This window comes from Campylobacter sp. FOBRC14 (assembly GCF_000287855.1).
GTDB lineage: Bacteria > Campylobacterota > Campylobacteria > Campylobacterales > Campylobacteraceae > Campylobacter_A > Campylobacter_A curvus.
In genome coordinates this window covers 1-17,695 of record NZ_ALJJ01000017.1, presented here as the reverse complement: position 1 = coordinate 17,695, position 17,695 = coordinate 1, and the positions used below count along the sequence as shown (strand labels likewise).

The window sequence follows — 17,695 nt, the reverse complement described above, 5'->3', positions numbered from 1 at the left end:
CTTAGTCCAACTTCTTAAATATCACACAGCCGTTCGTGCCGCCAAAGCCAAACGAGTTGCTCATAACGACTTTGAGCTCAGCCTTTCTAGCTGTATTTGGAACGTAGTCTAGATCACAGTCAGGATCGGGAGTAGTGTAGTTTATAGTCGGCGGGATGATCCCGTCTCTCATGGCCATTACAGATATCACAGCCTCGATCGCGCCCGCTCCGCCTAAGCAATGTCCGATCTGACCTTTAGTCGAGCTGACAGGCGGACAATCTTTACCAAAAAGTGTTTTTAAAGCGGCCGTTTCGTTCTTGTCATTTACTGGCGTCGATGTGCCGTGTGCGTTTACGTAGTCGATCTTGACATTACCGGCCATATCCCACGCTTGCTTCATCGCGCTAAGCGGCCCCTCAAGCGTCGGAGATGTGATGTGATAAGCATCGCCGCTTTCGCCAAAGCCTATGACTTCAGCGTAAATTTTAGCCCCTCTTGTCTTTGCCGACTCGTACTCTTCGAGTACAAGCGCTCCAGCCCCCTCTCCCATGACAAAACCGTCACGATCTGCGTCAAATGGTCGCGAAGCTTTTTGCGGGTCGTCATTTCTGGTAGAAAGCGCCTTCATCGCAGCAAAACCGCCTATACCTATACCGCAAATGGTCGACTCTGCACCGACGACTAGCATCTTTTGCGCCTGGCCTATCATTATACATTTTGCCGCTTGTGAGATAGCGTGCGTACTGGCCGCACATGCGGTCACGCTAGAGAGGTTAGGTCCTTTTAAGCCGTGGTTTATCGACACGATACCGCCAAGCATATTTACGAGAGCAGAAGGTATGAAAAACGGGGAAATTCTCTTGACACCTTTTTCAAAAAATGTGATCGAATTTTTCTCGATATTTGGCAAACCACCGATACCTGCGGCTGAGCTGACGCCAAATTTAGAGCCGTCAAATTCTTTAAAATTTGCATCGGCCATCGCCTCGTTAGATGCTTTTATGCCAAGTTGTATGAAACGATCGACCTTTTTGACCTCTTTTCCGTCAAGAACGCTACTTGGATCAAAGTCCGTTATCTCAGCGGCGATCTGAACAGGAAACTCGCTGACATCAAACGATGTGATATGCTTTACACCGCTTTTGCCATCACAAATAGCCTTAAAAGAGCTCTCTTTATCAAGCCCGAGCGCATTGACCATGCCAATGCCTGTTATAACGACTCGTTTCAATACATCTCCTTAAATCAAACTATAAAGCAAATTTTAAATTATTTGCCAAGCTTTTCTATATAATTTACAACGTCAGCGATGCTTATGAGCTTCTCGGCCTCAGTGTCTGGAATTTCGACTTCGAATTTCTCCTCAAGTGCCATCACAAGCTCGACTACGTCGAGTGAATCAGCACCAAGATCCTCGATGATCTTCGACTCCATTTTCACTGCCTCAGGATCTACACTTAGTTGCTCAACAACAACATCTCTAACATCATCAAAAACTGCCATTTCAGGTCTCCTTATAAAAAATGTCTGTCATTTTATAATATTTACGCTTTTATTTATTTTAAACTCATAAATTAACGCAAAATTAAATTTATCTACATATAAAGTCCGCCATTGACTTTAAGCACGTCGCCCGTGACGTAGCTAGCGTGATCGCTGAGCAAAAACGCCACTGCATTTGCGACCTCTTCGCCCTTACCAAGGCGTTTTAGCGGGATGTTCGCCTCGTATGCGGCTTTCACCTCGTCACTTAGCGCATCCGTCATATCCGTCGCAATAAAGCCCGGAGTTACGGCGTTAAAGCGCACGTTTCTGCTCGCAGCCTCTTTGGCGAAGCTCTTTGTCATCGCTATCATGCCACCTTTGCTCGCAGCGTAATTGACCTGCCCCGCGTTGCCCATCTCGCCCACGATCGAGGCGATATTCACGACCGCGCCGAAGCGTTTTTTACTCATCACTTTGAGCGCCTCGCGCGAGCCGATGAACGCTGATGTCAAATTTGCATTTATCACACCCGTAAATTCATCGGTCTTCATGCGAAGCGCCAGCTTGTCATTCGTGATACCCGCGTTATTTACGAGGTAGCTTAGCTCGCCGTCGCTATCAACGATCAAATTTATGCCTTTGATGAACTCGTCCTCATCCGTCGCATCAAATTTAACGACCGCAGCCACTCCACCAGCCGACTCGATCTCGCTTTTGAGCGCGTCTGCGACCTCGGGCTTTGAGCGGTAGTTTATCCACACCTTTAAGCCCATTTTTGCCAAAACCCTTGCCGTATCGGCTCCGATACCGCGACTCGCACCCGTGATGAGCACATTTTTCCCGCTAAATTTCATGTTTTTCCTTTTAAAAGTAAATTTAAATTTTAATAATTAAAAAATTAATAATCACAAAGCGAAGTATTTTCTTAAAATTATAAAATGCAAAGTATTTTTAGATGGATTTAAATGTTGCGAAGAAATTTTCGACGGAGATAAGGCATGTAGCCTATCGACCGAGAAAATTTCAAGCTCATTTAAAGACACTAAAAAGACAAAGCATTTTAAAACAAAGCTTCGTCCATTTCGGCGGGTTTTTCTAACCCCATCAACTTCAACACCGACGCGGCGATATTATTCAGCCCGCCGCTTCTCACCGCTCGCACGCCCTCGCCCATGATAAAGCACGGCACGTCGTAGGTCGTGTGATTTGTGAGGATTTTACCCTCCGCGTCGCGCATTTCCTCGCAGTTGCCGTGATCGCTCGTGATGATGAGCGCGTAGTTTCGCTCCTTTGCCTTTGCCACGATCCGCCCCAGCGCCGTATCCACCGCCTCGACCGCCTTTACCGCCGCGTCAAAATCGCCCGTATGCCCGACCATATCGCCATTTGCAAAATTTACCACGATAAAGTCCTGTCCGTCATCCATACCTTTTATCACCGCGTCGCATACGGCAGGCGCGCTCATCTCGGGCTTTTCGTCGTAAGTTTTGACCTTCGGACTTGGGATCAAGATCCGCGTTTCGTTTGGCACTAGCTCCTCGACACCGCCGTTAAAGAAAAACGTCACATGCGCGTATTTCTCGGTCTCGGCGGTATGCAGCTGCGTTAGTCCCGCGTTTGCGATGACTTGCGCCAAAGTGTTTTGCAGTCGCTCGTTTTCAAAAAGCACAGGAAAGGCGAAATTCGCGTCGTATTCGGTCATCGTTAGCAAATTTTTCACCGCAAAAGGGCGAGCGAATTCGCTAAAATTTTTCGCTCCCAAAGCCGCGCAAATTTCACGCGCTCGGTCGTTTCTAAAATTTATAAATATCACGCCGTCATTTTCGCCGATGCCGCGAAAGCCGCCAAAGCTAGCAGGCACGATAAACTCGTCCGTCACATCATGTTCGTAGCTTTGCATGACATATTCAAAGGGTTCGATCTCTTGCGGATTTTCGCCCATCATCGCCTCGTAAGCGAGCTTCACGCGCTCCCAGCGCTTGTCGCGATCCATCGCGTAAAAACGCCCGCTGATGCTCGCGATCTTAAATTTAGCCTGCAAGGCTTTGATGAAATTTAGCCCGCTTTTTGGGCTCACGTCGCGTCCGTCGGTGATCGCGTGAGCGTAAATTTCGCATCCGTTCGCGCTCGCCAGCTCGCACATGCCATCAAAATGGCTAAGGTGCGAATGCACGCCGCCATCGCTGTAAAGCCCGATAACGTGGATAGTTTTGCATTTTTTAAACAGATTTAAAAGCTTTTCGCTCTTTGCCAGCGAGCCGTTTTCAAACCCGAGCGAAATTTTGACCAAATTTTGATACAAAACCCGCCCACTGCCGATACACATATGCCCTACTTCGCTGTTTCCCATCTGCCCCTCAGGCAAACCGACCGCAAGCCCTGATGTCTTGATGAGTGCATTTGGCACGTTTTTAAAAAGCCATTCGTATGTGGGTTTTTTCGCCGCGGCAAAGGCGTTGAATTGGGCATTTTCACTGTGTCCGATGCCGTCAGTTATCACTAATATCGTCTTTTGTTTCATCGCAAATCTCGTAAATTTAGATATTTTTTAACCGCATTATACTAAAATTAGGTTTTTTTAAAATAAAGGCTAGCGTTGTTTTATTATATTTATGAACTGTTAAATTTCAATATCTTTCAATATATCACCGTCCGTGCGGGCTTTTCGTTTTTTATCACGTTTTGTTTGACCGTCTATCTCATGCCAAAATTTATCGCGTGGGCGAAAGCCAAAAACGCCGCGCAACCTATCTACGAGCTAGCTCCGCAGACGCATCAAAAAAAGGCGAAAACCCCGACGATGGGCGGTCTCGTTTTCATCGGGGCGGCGGTCTTTGCGACCCTGCTTTGCGCGCGGCTTGACAACATTTTCGTCGTGGCGTCCTTACTTTGTCTTGTCGGATTTAGCGCGCTTGGCTTTAAAGACGATCTAAATAAAATTTTAGGCGGCAAAAATCACGATGGGCTAAGTCCCAGAGCAAAGCTCGCGGTGCAGGCGCTAATCGGGCTTGCCGTCTCGACGCTGCTATATTTTCACGGCGAGCTTGGGAGCAAATTTTACCTGCCGTTTTATAAATTTGCCCTACTCGATCTTGGCGTATTCGCGATCATTTTTTGGACGATTGTCATCGTCGCTGCGTCAAATGCGGTAAATTTGACGGACGGACTTGACGGACTGGCGAGCGTTCCCGCAATATTTTCGCTACTTACTTTGGGTGTGTTTGCCTACATCTGCGGACACGCGGTGTTTAGCACGTATTTACTTTTGCCAAAGATCGTGGGCGTAGGCGAGACCGTCATCATCGCAGCCGCACTGATTGGCTCGCTGATGGGCTTTTTGTGGTTTAACTGCCATCCGGCAGAGGTTTTCATGGGGGACAGCGGCAGCCTCAGTGTGGGCGCATATATCGGACTCATGGGCGTGATGACGAAAAATGAAATTTTACTCATCATCATCGGTTTTGTTTTTGTTATGGAGACGTTAAGCGTGATTTTGCAGGTAGGAAGCTTTAAAATTTTTAAAAAGCGTATCTTTTTGATGGCGCCTATTCATCATCATTTTGAAATAAAGGGCTGGGTGGAAAATAAGATAATCGTGAGGTTCTGGCTGATTGCGATACTAGCAAATTTAATCGCTTTGACGGCGTTAAAGATTAGATAAAAAACGGTAAATTTTAATCTAAAATCTTAAAAATATTCAAGACAGGAATAGGTATAGTTTGGATAAATTTTTACGAGCCACAAGGGGGCGGAGTCCGTGACCGCAGTGGTTTGTAAAAATTTATCTAAAATCTGTCAAGACTGGGGAATTATGAAAAAAAGTTTATTTGGTTACGGCGGCACGACCCGCGCCCTTGCCAAGTCCGGCGGCTGGCAAATTTACGACGATAAATTTAGCGAAATCGCACGCGACGAGTTTGGCAACGAGCTTTTACCGGTCGGTAAATTTGACGCGAGTAAAAGCGAGCTTGAGATCCCAAGCCCTGGTATCCCGCCGCATCACGAGCTTATCAAAAAAGCGCGAAATCTGATAAGCGAATACGACTATTTCGCGGATAAGATGCCGTTTAGCGTGTGGATTAGCGGCACGAACGGCAAGACGACGACGACAAAGATGACGCAGCATCTGCTGGCCAAATTTGACTCTGTGATGGGCGGGAATGTCGGCATCGCGCTTGGCGAGCTGGACGCGCATGCGAAGATCTGGGTGCTTGAAACGAGCTCCTTCACGTTACACTATACAAAGCATGCAAAGCCCGATATTTACGTGCTTTTGCCTATCACGCCCGATCATCTCACGTGGCATGGCGACATGAAAGCCTACGAGCAAGCCAAACTTAAACCGCTTGGCATGATGAGCGAAAACGGCGTCGCGATCCTGCCTGAAATTTATGCCAAAACGCCGACGCTAGCGAAGGTCATCAGCTATAAGGACGAGAGCGATTTGGTTAAATTTTGCGGCGTCAGCACGAGCGAGGTAAAATTTAAAACCCCGTTTTTGATAGACGCGCTTTTGGCTCTCTCTGTGCAGAAAATCTTGCTCGATAGATGCGACGTGAGCGCGCTTAACGAGTTTGTCATTGAGGCGAATAAGCTTGAAGAATTTACCGACCGCTACGGTCGCGTCTGGGTCAATGACACGAAGGCGACGAACATCGACGCGGCGGTGCAGGCGATACATCGATACGAGGGTAAATTTTTGCACCTGATTTTGGGTGGCGACGATAAGGGTGTGCAGATGAGCGAGCTTTTCGAGGCTTTAAGCGGCGTAAAGGTGCAAATTTACGCAATCGGCTCAAATACGGCAAAGCTCATGGCACTAGCCGATAAATTTGGCGTGCGAGCGACGGCTTGTGAGTTTTTAGAAGTCGCGGTCAAAAAAATAGATGAAAATTTTAAAAAATCTGAGTTAAATTTGGATATTTCGGGCACGGCAAATACGGCGATAAATTTAAACGACGCAGACGAAATCGCGCTTCTAAGCCCTGCGGCTGCGAGTCTGGATCAATTTAAAAGCTACGCTCAGCGCGGAGATAAATTTAAGGAATTTGTAGGAAATTTATAAATTTACTTTGTATTTTGGTTGGCGTTTTAGCTTTTTGTGGCAAATTTGGCGGAAATTTCGCGTCTTTTAAACAATTTTTAAAATTTAAAATTGTATAATCACATTTCTTTTTTAAATGGTTGGATAGCTCAGTCGGTAGAGCAGCAGACTGAAAATCTGCGTGTCGGCAGTTCGATTCTGCCTCTAACCACCATTTCTTAATAAATCCCTCTCCAAAAATTTCTTGATGTTATAGTCTATCGGGATGCTGAAAGTTATCTCGCGTTTGCCTTTTAGCACGCTTTGAGGCGGCTTTGGTAGCGGGGAGGCTCTTTTGAATAAATTTAACGCTTCCTCATCTAGTAAAGCCACACCCGAGCCTTTTTTGATTTTGCACTCTAATACCGCTCCGTCCTCTGCGATCTTTACTAAAAGCAGCACTTTGCCTTCTTGCTTTTTTGCCAGCGCTTCGTTTGGGTATTTTTTGTGCTTGTTTAGGTGCGACATCACGGCTCCTTGCCAGCTTGCGCCGGTGCTTTGGCTATTTCCGTCGTTTGGCGACGAGAGCTTATCCCCGCTACCTTGCACGGGTGCGCTGGCGACGCTATTTGCGGACACAGAATCAACCTGCGAGTCGCCCGTGTCTTTATCTTTTTGCGTTTGATCCTCAGTCGTTTCGCGCTTTTCGTTACTCTTTTTTTCTTTTTCCGGCAGTCTTTTGACCGTCTGCTTTTTAGAAAACACTTTACTTTTTTTGACCGTTATTTGACTTTTTACGTCCGTATCGCTTAGCGAGCCTTCGCTAGTTTCTTGCTCTGGCGGTGTTTGCAGCTGTGTTTGTTTTTGCGAATTTATCGCCGTATCCATGAGCTCTCCGATCGGTAAAGACGAGACGATCCGCACCGACTGAAATTCGCCGCTCTCTCCTATATATCCGCCGTTATTTTGGCTTGGTGCGCTTTGCATAAACAAAAAAACGATAAAAATATGCACCGACAAAGAGAGCAAAAAGGCAAACGGCAGAAGGAAGCGCCGCCTTGTCATCGTTTTACTTCCGAGCTTAGAGCGATTTTATCGTAGCCTATCGCTTTTACTTGGTTGATGACGTTTATCAAATTTTCATAACTCACGCTCTTATCGACGTAAAAATATATAGGCTCGTCAAAATTTCGCCCCGTCTTTGCATCCAAAACTTCGGCTAAATTTGATAAATTTGCACCGGTGTCGTTTATCGTGATGGCATTTTGTTTATCTATCGTTAAGATAACGAGCTTTTTTTGATCGGGCGGGGTTTGCTCGCTCGCTCTTGGCAGCTCGACTTTGATTGAAGCCGTGATGATAGGCACTACCGCCATAAAAATGATGAGCAAAACGAGCATAACGTCGATAAAGGGAGTCACGTTTATCTCGCTTAGCGCTTTGTCATCTTGTTTTATCAGCATTTTTCGCTTCGTTTAGTCTGTCCGATAGTATGTAGATCGTCGTTGCAAGCTCGTTTAGCTTGTTTGAAAATTTTGCATTCTTTTGGATAAAATAGTTGTAAAACAGCACCGCAGGGATCGCAGCCATGAGCCCAAATGCCGTGGCGAAAAGCGCTTCTGCGATACCCGGAGCTACGATATTTAGGCTGGCGTTGTTTGCGTTTGCTATGCCTATGAAGCTATTCATTATCCCCCAGACCGTGCCAAACAGCCCGATAAACGGCGAGCTAGAGCCAATAGACGCAAGTAACCAAACATAGCTTTTTAGGCTTGAAAGAATTTTTAAAATTTCTATTTCAAGGCGTTCTTTTATGCGGTTTTGGACATTTGCATTGTATGACGCGCAGGCTGAGGTTTCTAAATTTATCTCCTTTATCAGCCTTTTTGCAAAGCTTTGCTTTTTAAATTTTGACAGGTCATTTAAATTTGATAAATTTCGCACCGAATTTTCATCGCCTTTTAGCGTCCTAAAAGCCAAAAAATACTCTATAAATTTGCAAATAAAAACGCTCCACGTAAGAACCGAGAAAAATACCAAGATATAGATCACACATTTTACGACCATATCGGCGTTTGAGTAAAGCGAATAAAAAGAAAGCTCGACGTTTTGGCTTAGATTGCTTACCGCCAAGGTCGCATTCTCGTCAAATCCGAAACAAAGACCAAACGCCAGAAGTATCGCCAGTACCGTTTTCATCAGTATCTATACTCAAAGCTCATTAGAAACGTCCTGCCGCGAGCGGAGTTGTTAAAAAGCACGACATCGTCATTGAAAACCTGCGAAGAATACGACGAGTTATACGTATAAAGCGCGTCCATATAGTTTTTATCGGTCAAATTTTGTACTTCAAATTTAAGCGTCAAATTTTTGATCGGCTCATACGAAGCGTATAGGTCGATGATGGTCGGGATCTTTGGCAGTTCTTGCGTTTGTAGCTTTTTAAATAACGGATTTTGATTATCCGGATTTGGGGCAAATTCCGCCTTCGGATATATCCTTTTTGCCTTGCCGGTGTATTTTATCAAGCCTCCAAAGGTGAGCTTTTCACCAAACAGCCGCGTGCCGATATCAAGAGTAGCGTAGTCTTTTGGCAGCTCGCTAAACTGGCTTTGACCGCTTGCAGGACCGTTCGTCCAGTCAAGGGCACTACTGTCAGAAGGCAGATAAGTGGTCTTTTGACGGGTGTAGCTGAGATTTGTGTAAAAATATCCGATGTCGTAGGTTAGCTCTAGCTCGAAGCCTCTAAATTTAGCCTCGTCATTTAGTCTGGCCAAAAACATCGTCGTATCCGGAGTGTCAAACATAAGCAGCCTGTCGTAAATAAAATCTTTCACCTTCAAGCGGTAATAGACCGCTTTTAGCCCGAACACGTCATCGCCCGCAAAAAGCCCGTGCTTATAGGAGTTAAAGCCGATTTGCCAAGTCTGCGTTTTTTCTGGTCTTAGCGCGGTGTTTATGTCTTCATAGACTGTTCCCGAGGCGAAAAGCTCTTGGACGTTTAGGGGTCTTGATGTCCTTGAATAGCTTATGAACGGGCTAAAAAGATCGTGCAGTTTTGCCGAAGCCATCAATGAAGCGTTGAGATATGTATCGTCCGTTTTAAATTCGCCCGCCTCTTTTTGGCTGCAAAGCGGGTTTGATAGAGCGCATTGTCCTTTTCGTCCTTTGGTTTGCCATTTTTGCAGGTTGAAATTCGTGTCAAATTCAAAGATGCCGTAGTTGAATGCATTGTTTAGATAATAACTTATCACTTTTTGCTCTCCGGGCGGGACGGCGTAGTTTGTCGTAAGGCTCTTGTAGTCGCTGTCGCCGGTTTGTCTGATGTATTTGTTCGTGAGTAAATTTATGCCCGCGCTTGTTGTGATGAAAAGCTCTGAGACGGGGTTAAATTTCATTGTGTCGCTTAGGTCAAATTGTGATGATTTGTTATAAAATTTCATACCGTTTTTGAGTGTGCCCCACGAGATGGACGCGCCTTTGTCGTAGTTTTGTTTTGATCTATTGTAAGCGGCTAGGAATTTTACATCGACTAGGCCGCTATTTGGGTCATATCTATAATTTAACTGATAGCTGTCGTTATTTATCTTTCGTTTGGCAAGATAGTTGTTTAAATTTCTGTAAGAGAGTATCGCGCTGCTATCTTCGTAAGTGTATTCGGTCTTGAAAAGATAGCTTTTTGGCTTTTGCGTGAGATCGTCGGTGTCTAGCGACGGCGGCACGTCAGGCACTCCGTCGCCGTTTAGGTCGGGGTGCTTGTCCGATATTTTACCGCCGCCTCCGACGGTGTAGTTTTGCGAGGTCTTTTTGCCGCTGTATCCAAAGACAAAGCCAAGGCTAGCGCCGTTTTCAAATCTATGCCTTGCCGCGACAGCGCCCATATAGCTTGGTCCGACCTTATTGGAGCCGTAGCTATATCTGCCTAAAAAGCCAAACGGTTTGCCCTCCGTGATAACGTCATCAACACCGATAGTTCTAAAATTTGCACTTCCCATCAGCCCCGTATTTGAGCCGCTAAACGTGCCTCGCTCGATGTCGATGCCGACTAGGAAATTTTGATCTATAAGCGCTCCAAACGCCGAAGTGCCTAAATTCCCCGTGAAGTCGTGAAACCCGCCGCTATCGGCCGAGGTGCCAAAGTAAGTCTGCGTGACACCATCGACCATAGTATTTACCCTACCAAGCCCTGTCAGACCTCGGATATTTACCGAGACGCTGCCTTGGGATTGATCGACTTGCGTGTAGCTGCCGGGCATCGCTCTAACGATAGAGTCGATACTTTGAGTTTTGCTTTTGACATCGTCTCTTGAGCTTACGGCTCCTGGCGTAGCAAAGGACTTTTCGGCGTTGCTCACGCTTTTTGCACTGACTTCAAGGGTGTCAAACGTCAGGTCCTCACTCTCGTTTTGAGCGGCGTTTGATAAGCTCAAAAGAGCCGTGCAGATGATACTAAATTTACAAATTTTATTCATTTTTCATCCTTAAATAGCAAGATAAAGTCCGCTTCCTGCGGATTTGGCTCCTCGCCCTCATATCCAAGAGTCACGACTATAAATTTTTTATCCGTATCAAAATCCATGATGTGAAGCGGCACGCCGATATTTTTATCCGTGTGAAATTTACCCGCGATGAGGACGGCTAAATTTTTACTATGCACCAGCTTATCCGCCATTCGCCTATCCTTATACTGCTGTATCTGCACCAGCGCTTCAAGTAGTCTCTCGTCTTTGATCTCATCCTTGCCGTGCATGGTCGTTACGATTTTTTTGATATTATTTCTCACTTCATCGGTTATTGAGAGATGCCCGTTTAGCGGGTAGGCTCCGTTAAAGATAGTGTCTATTTCACCTTTGCTTAAATTTCCGCCTATCAAATTTGCGTCCGAATAAAAAACGCTCTCGATCAAATCTTGGTAAAAGGCATAATCCCAGCGCTTGCTCCAGCCAATTGCGTTTTCAAGAGCATTTTTGCTGACGCCGGTAGCCTTTGCGGTGTCTATTTTGGCTTGTTTGTCTGAGCTTATCATCTCAAAAACTACATCTAGCTTTTTGTATTTTTTCAAAGAATTTATGATTTTTAGTTCTGCTGCCTGATGGGCTTTGTTTTCGTGCAGCTCGCCGATCAAGACGATGTCGTATTTTATGAGCTCGTTTATAAATTTATCGTAGTTTAGCGCCGCTTTTGTGCGCGTATTGATTATGCGTAAATTTTGTTCGTTTAGGCTTTCTGGTGATATTTTTGACGCGGCACAGCCAAAAAATAAAAAGATAAAACTAAGACAAAATACTAGATTAAATTTCATTAAATTTCTTAACATCATAATTTTGAATACTACTATCTTTTTTATTATATTAAACTTAAGATAAAAAATCGTTTATATGAAGCAATATGCCAACTAAAGATGTAACGCATTTACCCGAAATTTCAAAATTTTATGTTAGACTTTGAGATTTTAAAAAAGGAGAAAACATGCCACTTCTTGATAGTTTTTGCGTAGACCACACGATCATGAACGCTCCCGGGGTTCGCCTGGCAAAGACGATGGATACACCAAAGGGAGATAAAATTTGCGTATTTGACTTGAGATTTTGCAAACCGAACGAAACCATGATGCCAGAGCGCGGCACACATACGCTAGAGCACCTTTTTGCCGGATTTATGAGAGATCATTTGAATCGAGAAGGCGTCGAGATCATCGATATATCACCGATGGGCTGCAGGACGGGCTTTTACATGAGCGTGATAGGCGAGCCAAGCAGCCAAGAGGTCGCAAACGCATGGGAAGCGTCGATGAAAGACATCATAAACGTTCTAAGCCAAAGCGACATCCCCGAGCTCAACGAATATCAATGCGGAAGCTATAAAATGCACTCCCTAAAAGAGGCTCACGAGATAACAAATAACGTATTGAAGGCTGGCATCGGGATAATCGACAACGAATCCATAAAGCTTGATCTGCATGCAAAAGGTCTTAAAAAACACTAAAATTTCGGTTGAAATTCTGAAATTTCAACCGACTCACCCTTTACTTCGCCTTAGCACACCCAAACAAGTCCCGGTTAGAATAAGACTAAATTTCAAATTTACAAATCTAAAATCACCTCGTCCAGACTATTTTCTTGCCAAAGCCAAGCGTATTGCTCGTAAATTTTATCCAGCTAAGCTCGAGTGTCCAAATTTCAGGCTTCATCGCAAGCGTATAAAAAAATCGCTTGAAATACAAATCCCGCTCACGATCATTTGCCGCGCTCATCTTCGCCCGAAACTGCACGCCCTCTATCTTACCGACTATTTTGGTATCAAGCGCGATAGTACCGGCCACATCACAGCAGCGATCTAGCGCGCGGATATGCGACGTATCGCTGCTACCGGCCACGATGAGAGCTAAATTTCGCTCGTCAAAGGCGTAAAAACAGCTCGCAGGATAAGGCAGCCCGTCCTCACCGATGACGGACAGAGAGAGCAGATGCATCTTTTTTATAAATTTCACTATGCGTCCATCAAGCTCGTTCATATCAAGATCTCCCTAAATTTCATGCTTATCACGTCAAAATTTAGTAGGACCGTCGCTACTAGAAATAGCCAAAACAAAAATATGCAAAGCTCTACGGCGTTAAATTTATCCCATCCAAGACGCCTAAAAAAGAGCATCGACAAAAATGCACCCAAGACCCCGCCGATCAGTGAAAAATAATGCACCGCACCGGGCTTTACGAAGCTTGGCAAGAGTCCGCTAAAAAATAGTCCAAACATGATAAAGGCAAGTAAATTTGCAAACACCAAGTAATACCCGATCACCGGAAAAACGGGGTAAAATCTATTCAATATAAAGCTCAAAGCCGTGATAAACATCAGCAAAAACACGCGCACGCCAAAGCAGCACATTATCGTCCTTTTTGCTTGATTTTACAAAAATTTCGCTTTATAAAATCAAATTTTTGCCGATTTAGTTCGCAAAGGAGTGCAAAATGCAAACAAATTTTTATTCGCAAGGAAGCTACAACAACATGAGCTTTTCTATGAAGACAAGCTCGGGAGATGAGATAAATTTCTCGATGTATGACAACAAAAGCCTTGAGTATTCAAGCGCCAAGTCACCAAACGCAAGCGCGCAAAGCCTGACATTGAGGCACGAATACGGCTACAACTTCTCCTACAAAGGCAACGGGCTGGATGAAAAAGATATGGCCGAGCTGGACGAAGCGCTAAAGCAGATACGCCCGCAAATATATGAGTTTATGAAAAATGTGAAAAACGGCGACAAGATAGCAGGCACGAACGAGAGCATAGCAAACCTCGCAAATTCTATCCGTTCGCAGCTGCCGCAGCCAAACAACATAGATCACAAAAATTTCATAAACGACAATATGCTTAAGCTATTTGACGAGCTCCTCGCTCAAAACGAAGCAAATAAAAATCTACTCATAGCGACTAAAAAGCTATTTGACACTATCTTAGACGATACGAATAAAATTTCTTACTATGCTTAAATTTAGGGAGGAGTAGGTCCTCTCTAAATCTAAATCAGCTCTATCATCAAAGGAGGCTTGACCTCCTTTAAATCATTGAAAATCTACCGTGACCTCATGCTTGATATCGATATAGGTAGTATTGCCGTGAGCATCGACTCCTTGATATCTGTCGTATCCATCATGGCTTGATATGATATTGTTTTTAAACCCTTTGAGGCTTAAATGATCCGAACTGTCGCCCTCTACTTTTAAGATCGTATTTTTATTATCGGTGATATCTAGGACATCTTTGATGTCTAATCTTAGATTCACGCTTTCGTTATTTTCTCCAAGTTTTAGCTTCTCAAAGTTAGACACTTTAGAGAAGTCGATATTCTCGCTTATTTGTAGAGTATCGTTGCCTCTTCCGCCATCAAGCGTAGTAGTGCTAAGATCGACTCCCTTGCCTATCTTGACGGTATCGTTGCCATCTTCACCGCTTATAGTCACATTTTTAAGCCTCGCTCCGCTTTCCACGACTATCGTATCATTGCCCGCATCGTTGCTTCCGCCAAAAATTTGAGTATTTTTTAGGCTTGCACCCTTTTGTATCTTGATGAGATCATCGCCGCCGTCACCGCCGATAGTTACATTTTCAAGAGTAGCTTTGCCGATGATTATCGTGTCACTCGCTCTGTCGCTGCTTCCGCCCCAAATTTCAGAATTAGTCAGCTTCGCACCGCCGTCTATCGTGATAGTGTCCTTACCGCCGTCGCCGCCTATTATAGTATGATCGAGTACGGCGCCTTTACCGATAGTTATCGTATCGTCGCCGTCATCAGCCCAAATGCCGGAGCCACTTACCTTAGAATTCGTAACGCTTATGGTATCGTTGCCAGCCCCTGCTTTTATGAGCGAGTTAGTCATAACAGTGCCACCATCAAGCGTGATAGTGTCATTGCCCTCGCCTGCATTTATGCCGCCGTTACTACCGTCTTTGGCATCAGTGATAGTAGAGCCTGATATATTGATGATATCGTTACCTGCGCCTGCTTGTATGAAAGAGCCACTTCCCTCTAGCGTAGCGTTTCTTAAATTTATGATGTCATCGCCTGCGCCTGCATAAATTTTGACATTACGCAAAGTGGCGTTTTCTACCGTCATCTTATCGTCGCCGCCTTCCATATCTATCTTATTGACATTCTCGATGAGAGTACCGCTCCTATCAGCTTTATCTCCTTTTATATTGACGACGTCATCGCCCAGTCCGGTGTAGATCAAGTGTGCGTCTTTGATGGTAGAATTTATGATGTTTAAGGTATCGTTACCGGTATTGGCAAAGTCCCTATAACTATCCGTCTCTATCCTGGTCTTTCCTGTTAGAGTAGAATTTATGATGTTTACCGTATCATCTCCACCTTCGGCTCTTATCGCAGAGAATGTTTGATCATAAGTAGTCGTCTTCATTGTGGTATCTTTTATGGTGATAGTATCGTTATCGTTACCAGTCCAGAATTTCGTATCCGTCAAGTCGGAATTCTCCACATCGACCTTGGTTTTACCGTCTGCAACGTTATCAGTATCCATACCGACATTATTTAGGGTAGCATTTTTGATATTTATAGTCTCTCCACCAGTGCCTAGCTCGACATTGACGTTTTCGACTCTAGTTTTGCTCTTATCGTTACTATCGCCGATGATATTTAGTGTATCATTACCTGCACCGGTGTAAATTTCAGTATTGCGAACAGTGGAATTTTCGATCGTCATCGTATCGTCACCACCGCCTAGGTCTATTTTTTTCTCATTATCGCTGATATTTTCAATCACGCTTCCCTTTATATTTACAGTATCATTGCCTAGACCTGTAGAGATACGTTTTATACCATTGATAGTAGAATTTGTGATATTTAGCTCATCATTACCCTGTCTACCAAATTCGCCTTCATAATCGGTATATACCTCAACTTTATTTCCCTTTATTGTAGATCCTTCGATATTTACCGTATCATCTCCGCCTTCACCTCTGATAGTACTACCGAATTTAGCATTCGTATCGTCAATTATCGTAGTATTTTTGATGCTTATAACATCATTATCATCGCCCGAATAAATTTTAGTTTGATCCAGACTGGAATTATCTATATTAACGACAGTCTTGCCATCTACAGAATTATCATTTGTATCTATGGCAACATTTTTAAGTATAGCGTTTTTGACATTTACGGTATCCGTACCTGTTTCAAGATTGACATTGACGTTTTCTAGTTTAGTTTTGCTTATGTCGTTACTATCTCCGATAACATTTACATTATCGTCGCCCACACCGGTCACTATATTGACAAAGTTTAAATTTGCACCAGTTTTGATATTAACGGTATCATTACCTTCACCGGTGTATATCCCAACTTGTTCGAAGCGGCTCTTGTTTCCTATAAGCTCACCATCGATATTTACGGTATCGTTACCTAAGCCGGTAGCTATTTGAGTTTGCTTAGCATCAACGATCACTTTACCGCTCATATTGACAGTGTCATTACCTGCACCCGTATCAACCATCAAATCCTTTGAGACGGAGCCTGCATTTAAATTTATCTCATCATCGCCAAGCGCCTGAGTTCCTTTTATATTTGTATTCGTAAGCGTGCTGCCGGAATTTACATTTACGACATCTCTTTGATCGGCTGTGTTGTTACCAAGGTTTATCTCGCTATTTGTTATCGTAGCGCCGTTTATGTTTGTAACATCTGAGCCAACGGAGGTGTTGATAGTAGAATTTTCGACTTTAACGCCTGCGTTTATGTCTATCTGATCGTCGCCTTCAGCTGCCTCGATATTGGTTTGCTTGATGGTTGTCCCGCTTGCCCCGTTATTGATGATTATCTTATCATCGCCAGAGCCTGCGTCTATAGTAGAATTTTGAGCACCCTTATTTATTGTTATAGTGTCCTCTCCGTCTTTAGTATTGATATGTTTACCATCAAGGAACGCATTTGCCGTAAGTATATCGTCGTTATCTATGATACGTCCAGTAGCTTCACTGCTTTTACCGTTTTTAGACGATACTTTAAGGGTTATGTTCTCTTTGTAAATTCCATAATCCGGCGAGCCAAATTCCGCACCGATGTTGCCGGTCTTGGTGCCTTCGTTTTGATTGCCCGGGATGCGTCCGTCGTCATCTACGACCTCTACCCTCACTTTTATGTTCTTGATCGGCGTAGCTAGGCCGTTAGCTTCGATCTTGCCATTGACCGCATCCTTCCAAGTGCGCCCTCCGTCCAATGAGTACTGAGGCACTCTATTATAGTCGCTTCCAGGAGTACCGCCCGTGACGCCTACGTCCAAGCCAAATGTGCTTTTAGCACTATCAAGCTCGACGTTATAGACTAGGTATTTATTGTTTGCATCCCCTTCCATGGCCTCCGCGACCTCGGTCGTTACTACAGGAGCTGTGGTATCGGTGTAGGTAGTATCTGGAACTACTCCTTGACCATGGCCCTCGTTACCTGCTTTATCAGTAGCTTTAATCGTTACGGTGTCATCTTTACTTAATGGAGTAGTAAAGGTAGCTGTGTAATCTCCATTAGCATCAGGTCCAGTCACTGTGGCTGTCTCACCGTGTGGGCCAGTGACAGTTACGGTAGCTGTAGGATCATCTACTTTAAATTTAACCTTGGTCTCATCAGGTGTGCCATCAGCTGGGGTATTAGTATCGGTATTAGTTACCACTACATTGCTTACTACAGGAGCTGTG

At 44.5% G+C, this 17,695-nt stretch carries 16 protein-coding genes and 1 tRNA gene; 5 read left to right on the top strand and 12 right to left on the bottom strand.

The window, feature by feature from the left end:
* Position 1 precedes the first annotated feature (1 nt).
* From HMPREF1139_RS08355 to gpmI, 4 genes are all read right to left on the bottom strand, one after another.
* A complete protein-coding gene (locus HMPREF1139_RS08355) occupies positions 2-1,213 on the bottom strand; it encodes a beta-ketoacyl-ACP synthase II (RefSeq protein WP_009651016.1) in 1,212 nt (403 codons plus the stop codon).
* 38 nt (positions 1,214-1,251) lie between these two features.
* On the bottom strand, positions 1,252-1,485 hold the full coding sequence (gene acpP, locus HMPREF1139_RS08350) for an acyl carrier protein (protein WP_011991865.1): 234 nt from the start codon (positions 1,483-1,485) through the stop codon (positions 1,252-1,254).
* Between the two features lie 92 nt (positions 1,486-1,577).
* Positions 1,578-2,321 carry a 3-oxoacyl-ACP reductase FabG gene (gene fabG / locus HMPREF1139_RS08345; RefSeq protein ID WP_009651009.1) on the bottom strand — a complete coding sequence of 248 codons (744 nt, stop codon included), beginning with the start codon at positions 2,319-2,321 and terminating at the stop codon, positions 1,578-1,580.
* Between the two features lie 206 nt (positions 2,322-2,527).
* Positions 2,528-3,988, bottom strand: coding sequence for a 2,3-bisphosphoglycerate-independent phosphoglycerate mutase (gene gpmI / locus HMPREF1139_RS08340; protein ID WP_009651069.1), 1,461 nt, complete (start codon positions 3,986-3,988; stop codon positions 2,528-2,530).
* A 75-nt stretch (positions 3,989-4,063) separates the two neighbouring features.
* Here gpmI and mraY point away from each other — a divergent pair, with 75 nt between their 5' ends.
* The 3 genes from mraY to HMPREF1139_RS08325 all read left to right on the top strand — a co-directional run bounded on the left by mraY (position 4,064) and on the right by HMPREF1139_RS08325 (position 6,725).
* Positions 4,064-5,128: a phospho-N-acetylmuramoyl-pentapeptide-transferase gene (gene mraY, locus HMPREF1139_RS08335; protein ID WP_009650973.1), complete on the top strand. Its 1,065-nt coding sequence runs from the start codon at positions 4,064-4,066 to the stop codon at positions 5,126-5,128.
* A gap of 150 nt (positions 5,129-5,278) precedes the next feature.
* Positions 5,279-6,532, top strand: coding sequence for a UDP-N-acetylmuramoyl-L-alanine--D-glutamate ligase (murD, locus tag HMPREF1139_RS08330; protein WP_034966409.1), 1,254 nt, complete (start codon positions 5,279-5,281; stop codon positions 6,530-6,532).
* A gap of 117 nt (positions 6,533-6,649) precedes the next feature.
* A tRNA-Phe gene (locus HMPREF1139_RS08325) sits at positions 6,650-6,725 on the top strand.
* Here the strand turns inward: HMPREF1139_RS08325 and HMPREF1139_RS11390 are convergent.
* The 5 genes from HMPREF1139_RS11390 to HMPREF1139_RS08300 are packed head-to-tail and all read right to left on the bottom strand — an operon-like array spanning position 6,716 to position 11,792.
* A complete protein-coding gene (locus HMPREF1139_RS11390; protein WP_011991860.1) occupies positions 6,716-7,555 on the bottom strand; it encodes an energy transducer TonB in 840 nt (279 codons plus the stop codon). The genes HMPREF1139_RS08325 and HMPREF1139_RS11390 overlap by 10 nt on opposite strands.
* Complete coding sequence (locus HMPREF1139_RS08315) at positions 7,552-7,953, bottom strand: ExbD/TolR family protein (RefSeq protein ID WP_009651058.1); 402 nt, start codon at positions 7,951-7,953, stop codon at positions 7,552-7,554. The genes HMPREF1139_RS11390 and HMPREF1139_RS08315 overlap by 4 nt, the downstream gene beginning before the upstream one ends.
* Positions 7,934-8,689, bottom strand: coding sequence for a MotA/TolQ/ExbB proton channel family protein (locus HMPREF1139_RS08310; RefSeq protein ID WP_009651021.1), 756 nt, complete (start codon positions 8,687-8,689; stop codon positions 7,934-7,936). The genes HMPREF1139_RS08315 and HMPREF1139_RS08310 overlap by 20 nt, the downstream gene beginning before the upstream one ends.
* Positions 8,689-10,953, bottom strand: coding sequence for a TonB-dependent receptor domain-containing protein (locus tag HMPREF1139_RS08305; RefSeq protein ID WP_432431984.1), 2,265 nt, complete (start codon positions 10,951-10,953; stop codon positions 8,689-8,691). Before HMPREF1139_RS08305 ends, HMPREF1139_RS08310 begins: the two co-directional genes overlap by 1 nt.
* Before the next feature lie 5 nt (positions 10,954-10,958).
* Positions 10,959-11,792 (bottom strand): ChaN family lipoprotein, encoded by an 834-nt coding sequence (locus HMPREF1139_RS08300; protein ID WP_232209619.1) that lies wholly within the window; start codon positions 11,790-11,792, stop codon positions 10,959-10,961.
* A gap of 167 nt (positions 11,793-11,959) precedes the next feature.
* Here HMPREF1139_RS08300 and luxS point away from each other — a divergent pair, with 167 nt between their 5' ends.
* On the top strand, positions 11,960-12,475 hold the full coding sequence (gene luxS / locus HMPREF1139_RS08295) for an S-ribosylhomocysteine lyase (RefSeq protein ID WP_009651004.1): 516 nt from the start codon (positions 11,960-11,962) through the stop codon (positions 12,473-12,475).
* Between the two features lie 112 nt (positions 12,476-12,587).
* On the opposite strand, the gene HMPREF1139_RS08290 is transcribed toward luxS, so the two are convergent.
* Together HMPREF1139_RS08290 and HMPREF1139_RS08285 are read right to left on the bottom strand one after the other, a co-directional pair.
* Positions 12,588-13,004, bottom strand: a complete 417-nt coding sequence (locus HMPREF1139_RS08290; RefSeq protein ID WP_009651071.1) for a hypothetical protein — start codon at positions 13,002-13,004, stop codon at positions 12,588-12,590.
* Positions 13,001-13,375 (bottom strand): hypothetical protein, encoded by a 375-nt coding sequence (locus HMPREF1139_RS08285; protein WP_009651010.1) that lies wholly within the window; start codon positions 13,373-13,375, stop codon positions 13,001-13,003. The genes HMPREF1139_RS08290 and HMPREF1139_RS08285 overlap by 4 nt, the downstream gene beginning before the upstream one ends.
* A gap of 83 nt (positions 13,376-13,458) precedes the next feature.
* Here HMPREF1139_RS08285 and HMPREF1139_RS08280 point away from each other — a divergent pair, with 83 nt between their 5' ends.
* Complete coding sequence (locus HMPREF1139_RS08280) at positions 13,459-13,980, top strand: hypothetical protein (protein WP_009651088.1); 522 nt, start codon at positions 13,459-13,461, stop codon at positions 13,978-13,980.
* Between the two features lie 72 nt (positions 13,981-14,052).
* Here the strand turns inward: HMPREF1139_RS08280 and HMPREF1139_RS08275 are convergent, their stop codons facing one another.
* The gene (locus tag HMPREF1139_RS08275; RefSeq protein ID WP_232209618.1) at positions 14,053-17,670 is read right to left on the bottom strand and encodes a beta strand repeat-containing protein; all 3,618 of its coding nucleotides are present in this window, start codon (positions 17,668-17,670) and stop codon (positions 14,053-14,055) included.
* Between the last annotated feature and the right edge of the window lie 25 nt (positions 17,671-17,695).